Here is a 14,403-nt window from a genome sequence, read left to right on the forward strand (position 1 = left end):
GCCGTCAGCACGGCGATCATGGCCCAGCGCTCGCCGATCGGCAGCACGATCATCCGGCGGACCCACACCGTCCAGCCGACGCTGTCGAGCTTGTCGGAGAGGGCGGCGGTGGGGCTGGTGTTGGAGATCGCGTCGTGGTTGGCCTCGTTGAAGGAGAAGTCCACGACATGGCGGCAGGTCTGGAGCACCATCGCGCCGAGGGCCAGCGCCCAGACGTCGTCCCCGCCGCGGGCCGCGCCGAGGGCGAGGCCCGCGTAGTAGGCGTACTCCTTGGCCCGGTCGAAGGTGGCGTCCAGCCAGGCGCCCAGCGTCGAGTACTGGAGGGAGTAGCGGGCGACCTGCCCGTCCGTGCAGTCCAGGACGAAGGAGAGGAGCAGCAGCACACCGGCCGCGATGAAGCCGCCGCGGGTGCCGGTGGCGGCGGCTGCCGCCGCGATCAGCGCGGTGATCAGGGAGGCGGTGGTGACCTGGTTGGGGGTGAAGCCCCGGCGGGCGCACCAGCGGGCGATGTAGCGCGAGTAGGGGCTGACGCAGTAGGTGGTGAAGAAGCCGTCGCGGGCCTTCACGGCGGAGCGCAGCCGTACGGCCTCGTCGTCGACGGCGGCGACGGCCTGCCGGGCCTCGTTGCGCGCCTGGGGGTCGCCGGGCACGGTCGCGACGAGCGATCCCAGCTCCGGCCGGTGGACGGCCGCGCCGTCGGCGTCGAGCGCCTCGGCGAGCGCGTCGGGCGCCACGGTGTCGAGGGCGGTGTCGAGGGCGAGGGCGCCGGTACCGGTCGCGGCGGTCAGGGCCCGGGTCAGCGCCCCGCGGCCCTCGGGGGCCGCCGTGACCGCGCCCGGGACCGCGGCCAGCGGGAAGCGGGGGTCGGTGAGCGCGAGCCGGAGCGAGTGGACATGCCCGACGAACCGGGCGTCCACGACGGCGACCCGTTCAGCGGCGGGGACCGCGGCGAGGAGCGCCGCGGTCTCGGCGGGGCCGGGAGAGACCTGTACGTCGAAGCCCAGCGACCGCAGATCGCCATCGAGCGGCGATCCTGGCACGGGCGGACCGGTGAGGATGGCGGTCGACAGACGAACTCACTCCTTGGAACCGAGGGTGTGGGCGCGCGACGGCGTGGCCCGGTGAGTCGGGCGGCGGGACGTCGGCGAGGCTTCGGCAGAGGCTATCGGATGCGCTCGGGCGGCAATTCACTGGCCGTTTACGCCCCGATCGGGCCCCGGTCGCCACGGCCGGGCCCGCGGGGAGGGTCCAGCCGGAGATCATCATCGTCGATCAAGCCCTCGGCCCACAAACCGCCGTCCGCCGGACCCGGGGCCCGGGTGGGCCCGGGTCCGTCTCCGCGAAGTCGCCGCGTCCCCCCGGGCGGGCGGACGGCGCTTGGCGGAGACGACCTAGGCTGGCGGTCATGACTTGGCTGATCACAGGTGGAGCGGGATACATCGGCGCCCATGTGGCGCGGGCGATGGCGGCGGCGGGCGAGTCGGTCGTCGTGCTGGACGATATGTCGACAGGGTTCGCCGACCGGCTCCCCCAGGAGATTCCGTATGTCCAGGGGACGGTGCTGGACCGGGAGCTCCTCGACCGGACCCTCGCGGAGCACGGCGTCACGGGCGTCGTCCATCTCGCGGGAAAGAAGCAGGTCGGGCAGTCGGTGGAGCAGCCGCTCGGCTACTACCGGGAGAATGTGCACGGTCTGACCGTGCTGCTGGAAGCGGTCGTCCAGGCCGGTGTGCGGAACTTCCTCTTCTCGTCGTCGGCGGCGGTGTACGGGGTTCCGGAGGTGGATCCGATCCCCGAGTCGGCTCCCTGCGCCCCGATCAATCCGTACGGCGAGACCAAGCTCGCCGGGGAGTGGCTGGTACGGGCGGCGGGCCGGGCGCACTCCCTGTCGACGGCCTGTCTGCGCTACTTCAATGTGGCGGGCACGGCCCGCCCCGAGCTCTCGGACACCGGGGTTTCCAACATCATTCCGATGTTCTTCGACCGGATCACCCGCGGCGAGGAGCCGAGGATCTTCGGCGACGACTATCCGACGCCGGACGGCACCTGCGTCCGCGACTACATCCATGTCTCCGATCTCGCGGACGCCCATCTCACGGTGGCCCGGCGGCTGACCGCCCAGCAGACCCCCGGCGATCTCACGGTGAACATCGGCCGCGGCGTCGGGGTCTCGGTGCGGGAGCTGGCCTCACTGGTGAGCGAGGTCACCGGGCGGACGGTGGACCCGGTCGTCGAGCCGCGCCGCCCCGGGGACGCGGCGAAGGCGGTCGCGTCGGTCGCCCTGATCGGCGAGGAGCTGGGCTGGCGGGCCACCCACGGGGTGCGCGAGATGGTCGAGTCGGCCTGGGAGGGGTGGCGTCTTCGGCACCCCGGGGCCGGGGAATTCTGACGAGTCCGCTCAGCACCCGCGCACGGTGATCGCCGATCTTGCACCACACCTGACCTGCGGATCGTTTCCGCAGGTCAGGTGAGATGACAACGGTGTTCAGTGCCGTGTTGCCCATACCCCCCACCCGTAGTTCACTGAGATTTCGAACAGCTCGAATTCCGATGGACCGGAGGCTTTCCCGATGGGGGCTGGGCATGATCACGGACACGGGCACACCCATGGCACGCCGACGGCCGGCACGGCCTCGGCGGCCTACCGGGGACGGCTGCGCATCGCGCTGACGATCACACTGAGCGTGATGGTCCTGGAGATCGTCGGTGGCTATGTCACCGGTTCGCTCGCCCTGGTGGCGGACGCCGCCCATATGGCGACGGACGGCATCGGCCTCGCCATGGCGCTGATCGCGATCCACTTCGCGAACCGGCCGCCCAGCACCAACCGCACCTTCGGCTTCGCGCGGGCGGAGATACTCGCCGCGCTCGCCAACTGTCTGCTGCTGCTGGTCGTCGGCGGCTATGTGCTCTACGAGGCCGTCCAGCGGTTCGTCACCCCCACCGAGACCAAGGGCGGGCTGACGATCGCGTTCGCCCTCGTCGGTCTGCTCGCCAATGTGATCTCCCTCTCGCTGCTGATGCGCGGCCAGAAGGACAGCCTCAATGTGCGCGGCGCCTACCTCGAAGTGCTCAATGACGCGCTCGGCTCGGTGGCGGTGCTGATCTCGGCGACGATCATCCTCACCACCGGCTGGCAGGCCGCCGACCCGATCGCCTCGCTGGTGATCGGCCTGATGATCGTGCCGCGCACCTGGAAGCTGCTGCGGGAGACGCTGAACGTCCTGCTGGAGGCCGCCCCCAAGGGCGTCGACATGGCGGAGGTACGGGAGCACATACTGGCGCTGCCCGGGGTGGAGGACGTCCACGATCTGCACGCCTGGACGATCACTTCCGGGATGCCCGTGCTCTCCGCGCACGTGGTGGTGAGCCAGAGCGTGCTGGACTCGGTCGGCCACGAGAAGATGCTGCACGATCTCCAGGGCTGCCTCGGCGATCACTTCGACGTGGCGCACTGCACCTTCCAGCTGGAGCCCGCCGGCCACGCGGAGCACGAGGCCGGGCTCTGCCACTGAGGCCGGGCTCTGTCACCGGGGCCGGGCTCTGTCACCGGGGCCGGGTTCTGTCACCGGGGCCGGGTTCTGTCACCGGGACCGGGCGCCCTCGCCGGGGCCGGGCTCTGGCACCGGGTCCGCCCTCCGGTACGCCGGATACGCCGTATCCCCCGGTTCGATCGGTTTCAATGGCTTCCGGGGGCGTCAGGGACGTTCCGGCCATCCGGAGTGCGGACTGACCGCCTCCGTGCGGCAGACTGAGCAGGCCCCACAGGGCGAGGACCACAGCGAAGGATGGTTATGCCGACCTCACCTACCTCACCGACCACACCGGCCGACGCCGCGAGCGGCGCGTCGGACGACGCACCGGAGACGATCCTGCTCGAACTGGTCGATGAGCACGGCAACACCATCGGCACCGAGGAGAAGCTGACCGCCCACCGGGCCCCCGGCCTGCTGCACCGGGCGTTCTCCGTCTTCCTCTTCGACGAGCGGGGGCGGCTGCTGCTCCAGCGCCGCGCGCTGGGGAAGTACCACTCCCCCGGCGTCTGGTCGAACACCTGCTGCGGCCATCCCTACCCCGGCGAGGCTCCCTTCGCCGCCGCGGCCCGGCGCACCCATGAGGAGCTCGGGATCTCGCCCTCGCTGCTCGCGGAGGCGGGCACGGTCCGCTACAACCACCCGGACCCGGCCTCGGGACTGGTGGAGCAGGAGTACAACCATCTCTTCGTCGGGCTGGTGCAGGCCGACGTGCGGCCGGACCCGGAGGAGGTCGGCGAGACGGCCTTCGTCACCCCGGCCGAGCTGGCCGAGCGGCATGCCTCGGCGCCCTTCTCGGCGTGGTTCATGACGGTGCTGGACGCCGCCCGCCCGGCGGTCAGGGAGCTGACGGGCCCCTCCGGCGGCTGGTGACGCGCAGCGCCCGGCGGGGTCCGCGGACCCCGCCGGGCGGTCAGAGCGGCTTGAGCGGCAGCTCGGCCCAGACGACCTTCCCGCCGCGCGCGGTGCGCTCGACGTCGTAGCGACCGCCCGCCGCCAGGACGGTCTCCCGGACGAGCAGCAACCCCCGGCCCCCGGTCTGCGCCCAGTCGGACTCCAGCGCCCGGGGACGGCAGGGATGGCCGTCCTCCACCGAGACCCTGATCCGGTCGGCTCCGACGGCCACCTCGACGGCGACCTCGGGCGAGAGCGGGGCCGCGTGCTTGACGGTGTTGGTCACCAGCTCGGAGACGATCAGCAGCAGCCCGTGGACCACCTCGTCACAGGCCGGCACGCGCCGGCGGCGCAGCAGATCGCGCACGGCGTGCCGGGCGCGCGGCACCGACGCCTCGGTGGTGGGAGCGGTGAACCGCCAGACCCCCTCGTACGACAGCGGCCGAGCGGGGACGCCCCCCGGGCTCTCCATGATCCGGTACCCACCCTTGACTCGACCGTCACTGACCTTCGGGGGACCAGTGTCAGCAGCGAGCCGGTCCGCGCCCTGGGAACTGAACAGAAGTCAGCGCCAATCGACGCTTTCCGACCGGATACGTATCGCGGGGTCGGCCGGTGCGACCGGTTCTGTCGTACTCGCGGCTGTTCACCCCCGGCGGCCCCGGGCAGCGGCGCTCGGAGCGCGGCCCCGGGCGGCGGCGCTCAAAGCACCCGGCCCTGATCGCCCGGTCCGCCCGGTTCGCCCGGTCCCGGTTCGGTGACCATGGTGACGATCCGCCGGCCGCCGACGCCGATGGCGATGAGGCCGAGCCCGTCGAAGAGCAGCCACAGCGAGAAGAACAGACCCAGCACATAGCGGCTGCTCTCCGGCCAGTTGCCGAGCACCAGAATGCCCAGCAGCAGCCCGACCGCGCCCTGGAACAGGGTCCAGCCGAACTGCGGGCCCCGCACCGCCAGCGAGCCCACCAGCCGGAAGAGCCCACCAGTCAGGAAGAGCAGCGCGGCGAAGAGGGTCAGGGCCTCGGCCGATCCCTGGGGGTGGCGGATGACGACGACGCCCGCCGCGATGTTCAGTGCGGCGACCACCACCGCCAGCCAGAAGTAGTCGCTGCCCCGGGACTGGACCGCGTGCACCAGGCCCACCAGCCCGCCGATCAGCAGCAGCCAGCCGAAGAGCAGCATGGAGGTCAGGGTGGCGAGCCCGGTGTAGACGAGCCCCACCACCCCCGCGATCACCAGAATGGTGCCGAGCACGGCCAGCAGACCGAAATTCCGCTTCAGCCTCCTGGGCTCCTGAGCAGTACCGGCCATCGTGTCCTCCTCGGCCCGCCCCTCTCGTGCCCCTTCTTGATCGTAGATCCGGGCACGCCGGATAGCATCCGGCGCATGGAAGAGCCGGAGCCGTATCCCAGGGAGCCGGAGCCGCGGCTGACGCACAGCGTCGCGGACGGCGTCGCCACGGTCGTCATCAGCAATCCCGCCAAGCGCAACGCGATGACGGCCGGAATGTGGCGGGCGCTGCCCGCGCTGCTCGACGGGCTCGCCGCGGACCGGGCGGTCCGGGCGCTGGTGCTCACCGGCGAGGGGGCGACGTTCTGCGCCGGGGCCGACATCTCCTCGCTGCGGGAGCCGGGCGCCCCCGTGCAGGAGCTGGCCGTACGCGCCGAGGACGCGCTCGCCGCCTTTCCCAAGCCGACGCTCGCCGCCGTACGGGGCCACTGCGTGGGCGGCGGCTGCCAGCTCGCCGCCGCCTGCGATCTGCGGTTCGCAGCGGAGGGCGCGCTCTTCGGGGTGACCCCCGCGAAGCTCGGGATCGTCTATCCGGCCTCCTCCACCCGCCGGCTCGTCGCGCTGAGCGGACCGTCCGCGGCCAAGTATCTGCTGTTCTCCGGCGAGTTGATCGACACGGCACGGGCGCTGCGCACCGGGCTGGTGGACGAGGTGCTGCCCGCGGACGGGCTGGCGGAGCGGGTGGCCGGATTCACCCGGATCGTCGCCTCGCGGTCACAGCTCACCCAGGCGGCGGCCAAGGAGTTCGCGGCGGGCCGCGGCGACCGGGAGGCGTACTGGGCGGTGCGGGCGAGCGAGCAGACCGGCGTGGACGGCGACACCGGCGAGGGGGTCGCCGCCTTTCTGGAGCGGCGCGCGCCGCGGTTCACCTGGAGCGTGTGAGGGCGGCCGGGCGGCCCTGAGAGCGGTGGGCCCCGGGCCGCCCGGATCAGGGGAGCGTCCCGGGCTCAGCTGGGCGGGAGCGGCGCCGTCAGCTCCTTCCGCAGCCGGGCGACGATCTCCGCCGGGGCCTTCTCGGGCGATCCGGCGTCATAGGGCGGCTGCGGGTCGTACTCGGTCAGCAGCTGTACGGACTGGGCGAGGGCGTCGCCGCCGATCCGGCCCAGCAGATGCAGCGCCATGTCGATGCCGGAGGAGACCCCGGCGGCCGTGACGTACTTGCCGTCGAAGACGACCCGCTCCCCGGTGGGCTCCGCGCCGAACTCCGCGAGCTCGCCGAGGGTGATCCAGTGGGAGGTGGCGCGGCGGCCCGCCAGCAGCCCGGCCCCGGCCAGGACGAGCGAGCCGGTGCAGACGGAGGCGGTCCAGGTGCTGGTGGCGTCCGCGGTGCGCAGCCAGTCGAGGATCGCCTCGTCGCGCATGGCCGCCTCGGAGCCCGGTCCGCCGGGGACCAGCACGATGTCGGGGCGCGGCACCTCGGCGAGGGTCCGGTCGGCGACCAGGGCGAGCGACCTCTGGTCGCCCCGGACCGGCCCTGCCTCCTTGGCGACGAAGACCGTCTCGGAGTCCGGGAGCCGGCCGAGGAGCTCATAGGGGCCGATGGCGTCGAGGGCGGTGAAGTCGTCGTACAGGAGAACGGCGATCTGCATCGGATGTTCCTTTCGGTGTGCGGACGGCCGGGCGGGCGGTGCCCCGGCAGGTCATGGGTGAACGGGCGGGCGGCTGCCCCCGGCGGGCTCCCGGGGCCCACGGACGGGCGGGTTCGCCCCTGGCGGGCTCCCGGGCGCGGCAGACGGGCGGCTGCCCCGGCCGGACACGGGACGGCCGGCCACGGGCCGACGGGCAGGCCGTCTCCCCGGTGGGCTCGCGGGTCGGCGGGCCGGTGACTCCCCCGGCGGGCTCATCGGTCATCGGGCCGGGGGGCGGAAGCGGAGCCGGTACTCCGCGGCCGGGATGCCGAGCGCCCGGACGAAGGCGCGGCGCATCGCCTCCGGCGTGCCGTATCCCGCGGCCCGGGAGATCTCCTCGACGCCGTCCGCCGTCTCCTCCAGCAGCCGTCTGGCGTGCTCCAGCCGTACCCGCTCGGTGTACCGGCCGGGCGTCACCCCGGTCTCGGCGCGGAAGGCGCGCGCGAAGTGCCGGGGCGAGAGACGGGCCCGGGCGGCCAGCGCCGGGACGGACAGATCGCCGTCCGGGTGCTCCGCGATCCAGCGCTGCACCTCGCGCAGGGGCTCCCGGCGCGCGGTCTGGGCGGAGAGCTGGGCGCTGAACTGGGCCTGGTTCCCGGGTCTGCGCAGAAAGACCACCAGATGGCGGGCGACGGTCAGGGCGATGTCCCGGCCGTGGTCCTCCTCCACCAGGGCGAGCGCGAGATCGATGCCCGCGGTCACCCCCGCCGATGTGGCGACCCCGCCGTCGCGGATGAAGATCGGATCGGGGTCGACCGTCACCCGGGGGTAGGCACGGGCGAATCCGTCGCAGGCGGCCCAGTGGGTGGTGGCGCGGCGGCCGTCGAGCAGCCCGGCCTCCGCGAGCAGCAGTGCCCCGGTGCAGACCGAGAAGAGCCGCTCGGCGCGGGGTGCGTTCTCCCGCAGCCAGTCGATCACTCCGGGGTCGGGGTGGTCGGCGCCCTCGCCGCCGGGCACGAGCAGGGTGTGCGGCCTCGGGGCGTCGGCGAGCGCGCCGTCCGGCGTCAGGGTGAGCCCGCTGGTGGTGCGCACCGGCTTCCCGTCGAGGCTCGCGGTGTGCAGGGGATAGGCCGCCGGGTCGCCGGCGGCGTACCCCGCGCCGGAGAAGACCTCGACGGGGCCGGTCACATCGAGACTCTGAACGCCGTCGAAGAGGACGACGAGCACGGGGCGCTCGGTCATATGACCATCCTCAGCCGGGTGTTCGACGGCCGCAATGACGAATACCCCACCTTTTCCGCCATCCGTTCCCAGGGACGGTGGCCGGGGCACGCGCGACATCGGCGCCGGGCACCCGGCACAATGCACTCTCAAGCACAGCCAGCAGGGAAGGCGAGTCGGGGAACCGTGACGACGTCCATCGAAGGCAGGATCGCCGAGGAACTCGGCGTACGGGAACGGCAGGTCAGGGCGGCCGTGGAGCTGCTCGACGGCGGATCGACCGTGCCGTTCATCGCCCGCTACCGCAAAGAGGCGACCGAGATGCTCGACGACGCGCAGCTGCGCACGCTCGAAGAGCGGCTGCGCTATCTGCGGGAGCTGGAGGAACGGCGGACCGCGATCCTGGAGTCCGTACGCGAGCAGGGGAAGCTGGACGGCGAGCTGGAGGCGCGGATCCGGGCCGCCGACACCAAGGCGCGGCTGGAGGACATCTATCTGCCCTTCAAGCCCAAGCGGCGCACCAAGGCGCAGATCGCGCGGGAGGCCGGGCTCGAACCGCTGGCCGACGGGCTGCTCCGCGATCCGTCGGCACAGCCGCTCGCCGCCGCCGCGGCCTTCGTCGACCCGGAGCGGTCGGTGGCGGACGCCGCGGCGGCGCTGGAGGGCGCCCGGGCGATTCTCACCGAGCGGTTCTCCGAGGACGCCGATCTGATCGGCGAGCTCCGGGAGCGGATGTGGACCCGGGGCCGGGTCGCCGCGAAGGTGCGCGAGGGCAAGGAGGAGGCGGGCGCGAAGTTCGCCGACTACTTCGATTTCGCCGAGCCGTTCACCGCGCTGCCCTCGCACCGGGTCCTCGCCATGCTCCGGGGCGAGAAGGAGGACGTCCTCGATCTGGCCCTGGAGCCGGAGGAGGCCGCCGAGGGGCCGTCGGTGTACGAGTCCATGGTGGCCCGCCGGTTCGGCGTGGCCGACCGGGGGCGGCCCGGCGACGCATGGCTCGCCGACACCGTCCGCTGGGCGTGGCGGACCCGGATCCTGGTGCGGCTCGGACTCGATCTGCGGCTGCGGCTGCGCACGGCGGCGGAGGACGAGGCGGTACGGGTCTTCGCGGCCAATCTGCGCGATCTGCTGCTCGCCGCGCCGGCGGGGACGCGCGCGACGCTGGGTCTCGACCCCGGTTTCCGTACGGGGGTGAAGGTGGCCGTCGTGGACGCCACCGGAAAGGTCGTCGCGACCGACACGATCTACCCCCATGTGCCCGCGAACCGGTGGGACGAGTCGCTGGACAGGCTCGCCCGGCTGGCGGCGGAGCACTCGGTGGATCTGGTCGCGATCGGCAACGGCACGGCGTCACGGGAGACCGACAAGCTGGCCGGGGAGCTCATCTCCCGGCATCCGGAGCTGAATCTCACCAAGGTGATGGTGTCGGAGGCCGGGGCGTCGGTGTACTCGGCGTCCGCGTTCGCCTCCCAGGAGCTGCCCGGTCTCGATGTGTCGCTGCGCGGCGCGGTCTCCATCGCGCGCAGGCTCCAGGATCCGCTCGCCGAGCTGGTGAAGATCGATCCCAAGTCGATCGGGGTGGGTCAGTATCAGCACGATCTGTCGGAGGTGAAGCTCTCGCGCTCGCTGGACGCGGTGGTCGAGGACTGTGTGAACGGCGTCGGAGTGGACGTCAACACCGCGTCCGCGCCGCTGCTGTCACGGGTCTCGGGCATCGGGGCGGGGCTCGCCGAGAACATCGTGGCCCACCGGGACGCCAACGGCCCCTTCCGCTCCCGCAGAGCGCTCAAGGATGTGGCGCGGCTCGGCCCGAAGGCGTACGAGCAGTGTGCGGGCTTTCTCCGGATCCGGGGCGGGGACGATCCGCTGGACGCGTCCAGCGTCCACCCGGAGGCGTATCCCGTGGTGCGGCGCATGGTGAAGTCGTCGGGCGGGGCGGTCGCCTCGCTGGTCGGCAATACCGGGGTGCTGCGGTCGCTGCGGGCCGCTGACTTCGTGGACGACACCTTCGGTCTGCCGACCGTGACGGACATTCTGCGGGAGCTGGAGAAGCCGGGGCGGGACCCGAGGCCGGCGTTCCGGACGGCGACGTTCAAGGACGGCGTCGAGAAGATCGGCGATCTGGCCTCCGGGATGGTGCTCGAAGGCGTGGTCACCAATGTGGCGGCCTTCGGGGCGTTCGTGGACATCGGTGTGCACCAGGACGGTCTGGTCCATGTGTCGGCGATGTCGAAGACCTTCGTCAAGGACCCGCGCGATGTGGTGAAGCCCGGGGATGTGGTGAAGGTGAAGGTTCTCGACGTCGACATCCCGCGTAAGCGGATCTCGCTGACGCTCCGGCTGGAGGACGAGGCGGCCCCGAAGTCCGGAGGCGGGCAGCGGGCCCCGCGCGAGCGGAACGAACGGACCGAACGGGGTGAGCGGACCGAACGGACCGAGCGGAGCGGCCGTCCGCAGCAGCGCCGGTCCGCCCCGCGCGGCGGCGAGCGCCAGGCCCAGCCGCCGGCCAACAGCGCGATGGCCGACGCCCTGCGCCGCGCGGGTCTGACGGGTCAGGACCGCCGCCGCTGAGAGTGCCGAGCGGCCCCGCCGCCGGAGTGCGCTCCGGCGGCGGGGCCGGTCAGCTCTCGGTGGCCATGCCGCCCACGGAGCCGCTCAGCTCTCGGTGACCTTGCCCCCCACGGAGCCGCTCAGCTCTCGGTGACCTTGCCCCCCACAGAGCCGCTCAGCTCTCGGTGACCTTGCCCCCCCACAGAGCCGCTCAGCTCTCGGTGACCTTGCCGTCCGCCACCGCGAAACGGCGGGTCGTACGGACCGCCTCCAGCATCCGGCGGTCGTGCGTCACCAGCAGCAGCGTGCCGGAGTAGGAGTCGAGCGCCGACTCCAGCTGTTCGATCGCGGGCAGATCGAGATGGTTGGTGGGCTCGTCCAGCACCAGCAGATTGACGCCACGGCCCTGGAGCAGGGCGAGTGCGGCCCGGGTCCGCTCCCCGGGCGAGAGCGTGGCCGCCGGGCGCAGCACATGGGCCGCCTTGAGGCCGAATTTGGCCAGCAGGGTCCGTATCTCGGCCGGCTCGGTCTCGGGGACGGCCGCGCAGAACGCGTCGAGCAGGGTCTCGGGGCCGTGGAACAGCCCCCGGGCCTGGTCGACCTCGCCGACCACGACCCCGGAGCCGAGCACCGCGTCGCCGGAGTCCAGCGGCAGCCGCCCGAGGACGGCGGCGAGCAGCGTCGACTTGCCGGAGCCGTTGGCGCCGGTGACGGCGATCCGGTCGGCCCAGTCGATCTGGAGCGAGACGGGCCCGAAGCGGAAGTCGCCGCGCCGGACCTCGGCCTGGCGCAGGGCCGCCACCACCGAGCCGGAGCGCGGGGCGGCGGCGATCTCCATCCGCAGCTCCCACTCCTTGCGGGGCTCCTCCACCGTCTCCAGGCGTTCGATCATGCGCTGGGTCTGGCGGGCCTTCGCGGCCTGCTTCTCACTGGACTCGCTGCGGAAGGCCCGGCCGTGCTTGTCGTTGTCCCCCGCCTTGCGGCGGGCGTTCTTGACGCCCTTGTCCATCCACCCCCGCTGCATCCGGGCCCGGCCCTCCAGCGCGGTCTTCCGGTCCTCGTACTCGTCGTACTCCTCGCGGGCGTGCCGGCGGGCGGTCTCCCGCTCCTCCAGATAGGAGGCGTATCCGCCGCCGTAGAGCGTGATCCGCTGCTGGGCGAGATCGAGCTCCAGCACCTTGGTGACCGTACGGGTGAGGAATTCGCGGTCGTGGCTGACGACGACCGTGCCCGCGCGCAGCCCGCGGACGAAGCTCTCCAGCCGGTCCAGACCGTCCAGGTCGAGATCGTTGGTGGGCTCGTCCAGCAGAAAGACGTCGTAGCGGGAGAGCAGCAGCGAGGCGAGGCCCGCGCGGGCCGCCTGGCCGCCCGAGAGCGCGGTCATCGGCAGATCGAGGCCGATGGTGAGCCCGAGGGTGCTCGCCGTGTCCTCGGCCCGCTCGTCGAGGTCCGCGCCGCCGAGGGCGAGCCAGCGATCCAGGGCGTCGGCGTAGGCGTCGTCCGCGCCGGGGGCTCCGTCCACCAGCGCCTGGGTCGCCGAGTCCATGGCCCGCTGGGCGGCGTCGACTCCGGTACGGCGGGCGAGGAACTCGCGTACGGTCTCGCCGGGCCGCCGGTCCGGCTCCTGCGGGAGATGGCCCACGGACGCCTGGGGCGGGGAGAGTCTGAGCTCGCCCCGCTCGGGCGGCTCCAGAGCGGCGAGCAGCCGCAGCAGGGTGGACTTTCCGGCTCCGTTGGCTCCGACGAGACCGATGACGTCGCCGGGTGCGACGACGAGATCGAGACCGGTGAAGAGCGAGCGGTCGCCGTGTCCTGCGGCGAGATCCTTGACGACGAGTGTGGCAGTCATGAGATCGCCGATCCTAGCCCGCCCGCAGTCGGGCCGGAGGCCGCGTACCCGGCGGGCGGGGGCGGGCATCCCCGGCCACCGGCTGCTCCGGCGCCCCGCACGGCGCCGCGGGTGTCGCTACGGTCGCGGTATGAGCGGCGATGTGATCGTGGTGGGGGGCGGGGTCAGCGGACTGGCGACCGCCGTGGTGCTGGCGGAGCGCGGCCGGAGGGTGCGCGTCTGGACCCGGGAGGAGGTGGACCGTACGACCTCCTCGGTGGCGGGCGGTCTGTGGTGGCCGTACCGGATCGAGCCGAAGGAGCAGGTCGCCGCGTGGGCGGTGGAGACCCTGCGGGTGTACGAGGAGTTCGCGCGGCAGCCTGAGGAGACGGGTGTGCGGCTGGTCCCGGGAGTGGCGGCGGACGAGCGGCCGGAGGCGCTGGGGGCGTGGGCGTCCCAGGTCGGGGGGTTGCGCGCGGCGCGCGCCGATGAGCTGCCGCCCGGGCACACGGAGGGGGTGCGGGCGCGGCTGCCGCTGATCGACATGCCGGCTCACCTCGGCTGGCTGCGGCGGCGGCTGGAGGCGGCGGGCGGCACGGTGGAGCCGCGTACGGTGCGCTCCCTCGCGGAGCCGGCCGGCTCGGCGCGGACGGTGGTGAACTGCACCGGTCTGGACGCGCGGACCCTGGTGCCGGACCCGGGGGTACGGCCGGTGCGGGGTCAGCTGGTGCTGGTGGAGAACCCGGGGATCGACGAGTGGTTCGCCGTGGAGGACGAGACGGCCACACGGACCACGTACTTCATGCCGCAGCCGGGGCGGCTGATCCTGGGAGGCACGGCGGAGGACGGCGACTGGCGCGGGGAGCCCGACCCGGCGACGGCGCGGGAGATCGTGGCCGGCTGCGCCCTGATCCGTCCCGAGATCGCGGGGGCCCGGATCCTGGGCCACCGGGTCGGTCTGCGCCCATCCCGCCCGGCCGGGGTGCGCATCGAGTCCGAGCGGCGGCCGGACGGGGGCCTGCTGGTCCACAACTACGGTCACGGCGGTGCGGGCGTGACGGTGGCGTGGGGGTGCGCGAGGGCGGCGGCGGCCCTGGTGACCGAGGGCTGACCGGGCACGCCCCCGGGGCGATCCGGGCGGGCGATCCGGCGGCCCGGCGGCCAGACGATCCGGCGATCCGGCGGCCAGACGATCCGGCATCCCGGCGGTCCGTCCGGCATCCCGCCGGGCCGGCGTCAGGGCAGACGCGGCGGCGGATTCACCTCGTCCCGGGGCGAGGGCCGTCGCACCCGGCCGGGGCGCGGCCGTGAGCTGTGTTCGAGCCGCGACAGAAACCAGCAGCTCGCCAGGAAGAGGACGAAGGCCACCGCGATCAGCAGAAAGAGCCAGACCTTCGGGGCGAAGAGGGTGACGGCGAGGGCGGCGGCGGCCACACCGGCGGCTGCTTTCCAGCGGAACGACATCCGGGGCTCCCCTCGAAGATCTCTTGTTCATCTGTTCGACGCCACGACGGGGCCC

The 14,403-nt window shown here is 73.0% G+C and carries 13 protein-coding genes; 6 read left to right on the plus strand and 7 right to left on the minus strand.

The annotated features are described in order from the left end of the window. The coding region (locus tag FF041_RS16350; protein WP_194292057.1) for a CDP-alcohol phosphatidyltransferase family protein at nt 1-1,070 on the minus strand (1,070 nt) is incomplete at its 3' end. Between the two features lie 335 nt (nt 1,071-1,405). Here FF041_RS16350 and galE point away from each other — a divergent pair. From galE to idi, 3 genes are all read left to right on the plus strand, one after another. Beyond that, nucleotides 1,406-2,389 (plus strand): UDP-glucose 4-epimerase GalE, encoded by a 984-nt coding sequence (gene galE, locus FF041_RS16355; RefSeq protein WP_153523500.1) that lies wholly within the window; start codon nt 1,406-1,408, stop codon nt 2,387-2,389. A 181-nt stretch (nt 2,390-2,570) separates the two neighbouring features. Then, nucleotides 2,571-3,515, plus strand: coding sequence for a cation diffusion facilitator family transporter (locus tag FF041_RS16360; protein ID WP_153523501.1), 945 nt, complete (start codon nt 2,571-2,573; stop codon nt 3,513-3,515). 273 nt (nt 3,516-3,788) lie between these two features. Further along, on the plus strand, nt 3,789-4,406 hold the full coding sequence (gene idi, locus FF041_RS16365) for an isopentenyl-diphosphate Delta-isomerase (protein ID WP_153523502.1): 618 nt from the start codon (nt 3,789-3,791) through the stop codon (nt 4,404-4,406). A gap of 40 nt (nt 4,407-4,446) precedes the next feature. Here idi and FF041_RS16370 read toward each other — a convergent pair whose 3' ends face one another. Both FF041_RS16370 and FF041_RS16375 read right to left on the minus strand, forming a co-directional pair. Next, nucleotides 4,447-4,899: an ATP-binding protein gene (locus FF041_RS16370; protein WP_153523503.1), complete on the minus strand. Its 453-nt coding sequence runs from the start codon at nt 4,897-4,899 to the stop codon at nt 4,447-4,449. A 230-nt stretch (nt 4,900-5,129) separates the two neighbouring features. After that, nucleotides 5,130-5,738, minus strand: coding sequence for an HdeD family acid-resistance protein (locus tag FF041_RS16375; RefSeq protein WP_153523504.1), 609 nt, complete (start codon nt 5,736-5,738; stop codon nt 5,130-5,132). Nucleotides 5,739-5,813: 75 nt separating this feature from the next. Between FF041_RS16375 and FF041_RS16380 the strand changes: the two genes are divergently transcribed. Next, the gene (locus FF041_RS16380) at nt 5,814-6,599 is read left to right on the plus strand and encodes an enoyl-CoA hydratase/isomerase family protein (protein ID WP_153523505.1); all 786 of its coding nucleotides are present in this window, start codon (nt 5,814-5,816) and stop codon (nt 6,597-6,599) included. A gap of 65 nt (nt 6,600-6,664) precedes the next feature. On the opposite strand, the gene FF041_RS16385 is transcribed toward FF041_RS16380, so the two are convergent. Continuing rightward, nucleotides 6,665-7,306: a DJ-1/PfpI family protein gene (locus FF041_RS16385; protein WP_153523506.1), complete on the minus strand. Its 642-nt coding sequence runs from the start codon at nt 7,304-7,306 to the stop codon at nt 6,665-6,667. A 258-nt stretch (nt 7,307-7,564) separates the two neighbouring features. After that, nucleotides 7,565-8,527, minus strand: coding sequence for a GlxA family transcriptional regulator (locus tag FF041_RS16390; protein ID WP_153523507.1), 963 nt, complete (start codon nt 8,525-8,527; stop codon nt 7,565-7,567). 165 nt (nt 8,528-8,692) lie between these two features. Between FF041_RS16390 and FF041_RS16395 the strand changes: the two genes are divergently transcribed. Continuing rightward, complete coding sequence (locus tag FF041_RS16395; RefSeq protein ID WP_323391941.1) at nt 8,693-11,077, plus strand: Tex family protein; 2,385 nt, start codon at nt 8,693-8,695, stop codon at nt 11,075-11,077. 190 nt (nt 11,078-11,267) lie between these two features. Here the strand turns inward: FF041_RS16395 and FF041_RS16400 are convergent, their stop codons facing one another. Continuing rightward, nucleotides 11,268-12,905: an ABC-F family ATP-binding cassette domain-containing protein gene (locus FF041_RS16400; RefSeq protein WP_153523509.1), complete on the minus strand. Its 1,638-nt coding sequence runs from the start codon at nt 12,903-12,905 to the stop codon at nt 11,268-11,270. 130 nt (nt 12,906-13,035) lie between these two features. On the opposite strand from FF041_RS16400, the gene FF041_RS16405 reads away from it, so the two are divergent. After that, nucleotides 13,036-13,995, plus strand: a complete 960-nt coding sequence (locus FF041_RS16405; protein ID WP_153523510.1) for an FAD-dependent oxidoreductase — start codon at nt 13,036-13,038, stop codon at nt 13,993-13,995. Nucleotides 13,996-14,120: 125 nt separating this feature from the next. On the opposite strand, the gene FF041_RS16410 is transcribed toward FF041_RS16405, so the two are convergent. Next, entirely contained in the window at nt 14,121-14,348 is a 228-nt protein-coding gene (locus tag FF041_RS16410) for a hypothetical protein (protein WP_153483051.1), read from the minus strand. Between the last annotated feature and the right edge of the window lie 55 nt (nt 14,349-14,403).

Source organism: Streptomyces jumonjinensis (assembly GCF_009600885.1).
In the GTDB taxonomy this organism is placed as follows: Bacteria; Actinomycetota; Actinomycetes; order Streptomycetales; family Streptomycetaceae; genus Streptomyces; species Streptomyces jumonjinensis.

What these genes read in the sequence shown, in the direction of transcription:
- FF041_RS16360 (WP_153523501.1), top strand. Translation starts at nt 2,571, where the DNA reads ATGGGGGCTGGGCATGATCACGGACACGGGCACACCCATGGCACGCCG.
- FF041_RS16410 (WP_153483051.1), bottom strand. Translation starts at nt 14,348, where the DNA reads ATGTCGTTCCGCTGGAAAGCAGCCGCCGGTGTGGCCGCCGCCGCCCTC.
- FF041_RS16390 (WP_153523507.1), bottom strand. Translation starts at nt 8,527, where the DNA reads ATGACCGAGCGCCCCGTGCTCGTCGTCCTCTTCGACGGCGTTCAGAGT.
- FF041_RS16370 (WP_153523503.1), bottom strand. Translation starts at nt 4,899, where the DNA reads ATGGAGAGCCCGGGGGGCGTCCCCGCTCGGCCGCTGTCGTACGAGGGG.
- idi (WP_153523502.1), top strand. Translation starts at nt 3,789, where the DNA reads ATGGTTATGCCGACCTCACCTACCTCACCGACCACACCGGCCGACGCC.
- galE (WP_153523500.1), top strand. Translation starts at nt 1,406, where the DNA reads ATGACTTGGCTGATCACAGGTGGAGCGGGATACATCGGCGCCCATGTG.
- FF041_RS16385 (WP_153523506.1), bottom strand. Translation starts at nt 7,306, where the DNA reads ATGCAGATCGCCGTTCTCCTGTACGACGACTTCACCGCCCTCGACGCC.
- FF041_RS16400 (WP_153523509.1), bottom strand. Translation starts at nt 12,905, where the DNA reads ATGACTGCCACACTCGTCGTCAAGGATCTCGCCGCAGGACACGGCGAC.
- FF041_RS16380 (WP_153523505.1), top strand. Translation starts at nt 5,814, where the DNA reads ATGGAAGAGCCGGAGCCGTATCCCAGGGAGCCGGAGCCGCGGCTGACG.
- FF041_RS16375 (WP_153523504.1), bottom strand. Translation starts at nt 5,738, where the DNA reads ATGGCCGGTACTGCTCAGGAGCCCAGGAGGCTGAAGCGGAATTTCGGT.
- FF041_RS16405 (WP_153523510.1), top strand. Translation starts at nt 13,036, where the DNA reads ATGAGCGGCGATGTGATCGTGGTGGGGGGCGGGGTCAGCGGACTGGCG.